This is a genomic window from Neolewinella aurantiaca (assembly GCF_008014675.1).
Taxonomy (GTDB): domain Bacteria; phylum Bacteroidota; class Bacteroidia; order Chitinophagales; family Saprospiraceae; genus Neolewinella; species Neolewinella aurantiaca.
The window spans coordinates 1-3511 of the sequence record NZ_VOXD01000076.1; the positions used below are offsets into that span (position 1 = coordinate 1).

General features: G+C 38.7%; 4 protein-coding genes and 1 pseudogene. 2 read left to right on the forward strand and 3 right to left on the reverse strand.

Annotated features, from left to right (window positions below):
• A pseudogene (locus FUA23_RS23215) lies at positions 1 to 131 on the forward strand (IS5 family transposase); the annotation flags it as partial.
• A gap of 353 nt (positions 132 to 484) precedes the next feature.
• On the opposite strand, the gene FUA23_RS21930 reads toward FUA23_RS23215, so the two are convergent.
• Positions 485 to 1009 carry a hypothetical protein gene (locus FUA23_RS21930; RefSeq protein ID WP_147932920.1) on the reverse strand — a complete coding sequence of 175 codons (525 nt, stop codon included), beginning with the start codon at positions 1007 to 1009 and terminating at the stop codon, positions 485 to 487.
• A 1-nt stretch (position 1010) separates the two neighbouring features.
• The gene (locus tag FUA23_RS21935; protein ID WP_147932921.1) at positions 1011 to 1568 is read right to left on the reverse strand and encodes a hypothetical protein; all 558 of its coding nucleotides are present in this window, start codon (positions 1566 to 1568) and stop codon (positions 1011 to 1013) included.
• 358 nt (positions 1569 to 1926) lie between these two features.
• Here FUA23_RS21935 and FUA23_RS21940 point away from each other — a divergent pair, with 358 nt between their 5' ends.
• A complete protein-coding gene (locus FUA23_RS21940; protein WP_262713723.1) occupies positions 1927 to 2181 on the forward strand; it encodes a phage integrase N-terminal SAM-like domain-containing protein in 255 nt (84 codons plus the stop codon).
• Positions 2182 to 2444: 263 nt separating this feature from the next.
• Here FUA23_RS21940 and FUA23_RS21945 read toward each other — a convergent pair whose 3' ends face one another.
• On the reverse strand, positions 2445 to 3329 hold the full coding sequence (locus FUA23_RS21945; RefSeq protein WP_319923276.1) for a DUF6602 domain-containing protein: 885 nt from the start codon (positions 3327 to 3329) through the stop codon (positions 2445 to 2447).
• Between the last annotated feature and the right edge of the window lie 182 nt (positions 3330 to 3511).

A 3511-nucleotide genomic window follows, 5' to 3' on the forward strand; every position in this document is an offset into this window, starting at 1 on the left:
TGTCTTTGAGTGCCCATCAAGACCGGAAGGCTCGAAGGGGTTTGTAGTAGAAGCCAAGCGGTGGGTAGTCGAAAGAAGCTTCGCCTGGATGAATTTCTATCGCAGAATCACCAAGGACCTGGAGCGAACGATAGAAAATTCGGCTTCATTCATTTTGATGGCCAACATTCAGATGGTTCTATCGTCAATACAGAGAAATCTTGACTCGAATTTTTAGACACGCTCTTAGTCAACTAGCAGATTAGTAAACTTCCTGCTAGGGTAAAATGAAGAGTCCTCCTCCCCTCTTCTCTTAATCTCTATCACCGTATCTAAGCCCATTCAAGCATAATTAATTTCTCGTCTAAAATTCAATTTCGCCCAACGTCTCGGTGCCGCGCAGTGTCCGCCTTAACCAACGTTGCTACATGGTTTTAACGTGACTAATTTAGAGCTTTCAAACCGAAGAAACAAACGTTGTGGCAGCATTGTTGGTGGCAAATTTTCAATTCTTTTTTATTTTCTGAATTGTCGATTGATTTTCCACTGCAAACTCAATGATCACGCTATCAACTTCTTCATTGATATCTATCTTTTCGATTTCTGAAAGACGATAGCTATTTTCATCGATCTCAATATAAAAATCTATCTCACCTATTTCTTTCTCAAAAACACCGATATCCTTAATTAAACTGATTTTCGGAATAGCAATTACACTCTTAGCGCCTTCTCTTAATCTATAGCCTCTAATTCTTCTTTCATTATTAAATTCAGTCGCAAATAAAGCAACTTTTAAAAACGGAATCCCCATAGGAATAAAACTCAATGTTATCAAAAATAGAACTAACCCTAAATACCATTTTACCCATATTCGCTTTGAATATTTTACTATTACAATCGGGCTTAAAATCCCCCATGTCCAAAAAATAATTTTATCAATTAATTGACCTGAAATAGAAATTCCATTTGTCAGATAAACTGTCAAATCGCCAATTAATAAAATTGTAATTACGATATATACTTTTAACATTTCAGGGGTTTTCAACTTGTATTGACACCTTTAAATTATCTCTATTGCTTCCCCATTCTTCCTTATCCTCATACCTTAATTCCAATGTTAATTTCTGACCTTGTTCAAAATCTCTATCTCTAACAAACTCAAAAACCGTGTTGAGAGGTATCATCAATTCACTTTTCCGAAGTATTTTATTGATTTGACTTGAATTCACCTTAGCGTTAAAAATTTCACAGATTGACTTTCTGTCTTCGAAAAAAAATTCAACAACAGGCTTATTGAATTCTTCTTCCAACAATGTAATTTTTTGATTTTGCAATTTATCGGCATCTATATAAGCATAAATGTTTGTATAATCACTATCTTTTAAATGCCTTCTAATTACCTTATTTATTAAGTCCGATTTTGGTGATTTCTCATTTTTAAGTCTTTTCAATTCATTTTTTCCAAATTCAACTGTAACATGGTCTTCATCCAATTTCACACCTGAATTTTCGTACTTCTCAAGCCATTTTTGCAATTTGTTATCGCTGGTAAAATTAAAATGTATTCCTATCCATTCTTGAGAATTCATGAGTATTCATTTTTATCGGCCATTCATAAATAACAATCACATACTGAGTCATAAAGTTATTTACAATAGTAGTTTATGATTAGACATTGACACATATATATTGTTTCTTGACTTCAACACGCGTAGCGTTGCCACCAACGAACAAGTACTCACGACGGATTGAAGCGCAGCGAAAATCTGTCCGTGAGTACGATGTTGAACTAAGCCGCTCCGCGCCAACCGCTGCCGCGCCATAACCAACCGTCTCCTAAAAATACCCCTATCTTACCTATTAACCAAACCATTCCATCGTGACTAAAAAAAGTCCCGGGCTCAGATAGCCCACCACCCCGATTGTCAGCCGGATCTCGACCGGTTCGTGGCCCATTTACGGGTCGCGGGTATGACATCGAGTACCATTATTAACTACGCCCGGTCGCTGCGCGACCTCATGGAATACCACCATGCGGAAGCCGATGCCATCACCGCCCGGGACATCCTCGCCTTTCTCGCCGAGCGGGAAAAATCAATAGGGAAATCAACCCTCAATACCCTTTGCTGTGCGCTGAAATACTTCTTCGGCAAAGTCCTCGGCGACCCCGACCGCATTTTAGCTAAAATCAACGGATTCTAGCCTGGATTTTTGACTTGCCGGCCTCCCATTCTTTCCTGGGAACCATGGTTCTGCGCCTCCTTTCCCACGATCCAAACGGGCGGCTTTGGTTCAATGCCCATAGGGCCGGATCGTGGGATGGCGGGTTAGTCCAACAAAAGCGCAACGGCAGGCCCGACTGCGTCAGGGCTGCCTTTGAGATTTAAGTGTTCTGCGCATTTTACTTCTAATAAAATGGACAAAATACTCGAAGCAGTCTCCACGTTTTTGACAAGGTTCATTTCTTATTTTAATACTGAAATAAAGGTTTCATCAGAAGAGTTACCTTCCTTCCATCTCAAATATTTTATATATGCCTCTCTGAATGCTTCTGGTGATTTGCGATAATCAGAATAATCCCCAGGGGGGAACCATTCTTCATCATACATCATCTCGTGATTTGCATGTAATGTATTATACCTGTAGTCCAGCGGTACATCATCATTATCTAATTTTGCATATTTAGCTAATGAAAGATGACTAAATAAGTCCTTTAAGAACTGTGAAGAAGCTAAGTTAAAATATTCTGGTTCCTCATAATACTCGATAACTGGCTGATCGTATCCTTGTGAATCAAAGCTATTATAAGTAAAGGTAGTCTTCATATATAAGTCATCAAGTACGCATAATCCAGTAAACATTTTATGCAAACCATCAACTCTATATCTTCTCATAAATTCAAAAGTCTTTTCAAAATCACCCAGATAATCGTCGGGTATATCCTGAAAATTATGTTCTGGTTGAGAGTAAAATTTTTTAATTGCTCTTAGCAAACTCTCAGTAGAAGAATTCTCATTGCGCTTGAATGCAACGACACCTTTAAAAATTGGAAATTTTGTCACATTATCATCGGCTTTGTCTAAATGGTTGATTGCCTCCCTCAAGGTTTTAGTTGACAATGTAGACTTTACTTCTAAAATGCACCTAACAGATTCTGGCGATACAACTATAATATTATCTTCATTAAAATAGGGAATGAAATTCTGACTGTCATAAATAATTATGTCAATTTGGTAGGGCTTTCCATATATAAACCCAGTACTTATTGAGTATTTTTTAGGGACATACTTTTCTAAAAGAGAAATTAATAAATTCTCTCGGTAACTCCCCTTAGTTCCACCATGGTTTATAAGTAGGGTGTTCCCTCTGTTAGGCTGCGGCCGTGGCCGATTCCGTCCTCTCTCGGAGCACTCTTAGCTGAGTGTATCGCGTCGGGCAGGTGTTGGCGGTTTCCCAGTCGTAGACCTGCTGGTAAGTTACGGTAGTCAGGGCGCGATCGACAAAATCTAGCGAGATGTCGATATGGTATAAC

Coding starts and splice junctions, on each gene's coding strand:
- FUA23_RS21930 (WP_147932920.1), bottom strand. CDS start 1,009: ATGTTAAAAGTATATATCGTAATTACAATTTTATTAATTGGCGATTTG.
- FUA23_RS21935 (WP_147932921.1), bottom strand. CDS start 1,568: ATGAATTCTCAAGAATGGATAGGAATACATTTTAATTTTACCAGCGAT.